This is a genomic window from Streptomyces sp. HPF1205, from assembly GCF_020400825.1.
Lineage (GTDB): Bacteria > Actinomycetota > Actinomycetes > Streptomycetales > Streptomycetaceae > Actinacidiphila.
The window spans coordinates 1-661 of sequence record NZ_JAINVH010000135.1 but is presented as its reverse complement, the minus strand read 5'-3'; the positions used below and the strand labels follow the sequence as shown (position 1 = coordinate 661).

Genomic DNA, 661 nt, shown 5'->3' with positions numbered 1-661 from the left:
ACTGGGGCGGGTTGCCGTGCTTGCGGCGGGGCAGGTCGGCGTCCTTGGTGCGGAGCATCGCCAGGGCGCGGATGAGGGTGGCCCGGGTGTCGCGGGGGTCGATGACGTCGTCGACCAGGCCGCGTTCGGCGGCGTAGTACGGGTGGACCAACTGCTCGCGGTACTCCTCGATCTTCCGCCGCCGCATCTCCTCGGGATCCTCGGCGGCGGCGATCTCCCGGCGGAAGACGACATTGGCCGCGCCCTCCGCGCCCATCACGGCGATCTCGTTGCCCGGCCAGGCCAGCGCGAAGTCGGCGCCGACGGACTGGGAGTCCATGACGATGTACGCGCCGCCGTACGCCTTGCGCAGCACCACCGAGATCCGCGGCACCGTGGCGTTGCAGTAGGCGTACAGCAGTTTCGCGCCGCGGCGGATGATGCCCTCGTGCTCCTGGTCGACGCCCGGCAGGAAGCCGGGGACGTCGACGAGCGTGACGAGCGGGATGTTGAAGGCATCGCAGAAGGTGACGAACCGCGCGCCCTTCTCCGAGGCCTTGATGTCCAGGACACCGGCCAGGGCCGAGGGCTGGTTGGCCAGGATGCCCACCGTCTGCCCGTCCAGCCGGGCCAGCGCGCACACCAGGTTGGGCGCCCACCCCGCGTGGACCTCCATGTAGTC

1 protein-coding gene is annotated in these 661 nt (G+C 70.8%); it reads right to left on the bottom strand.

All coding sequences use genetic code 11. The features are described from left to right. Positions 1–661: carboxyl transferase domain-containing protein (locus K7G61_RS35980; protein ID WP_308190814.1), on the bottom strand; the 661-nt coding region annotated here is incomplete at both ends.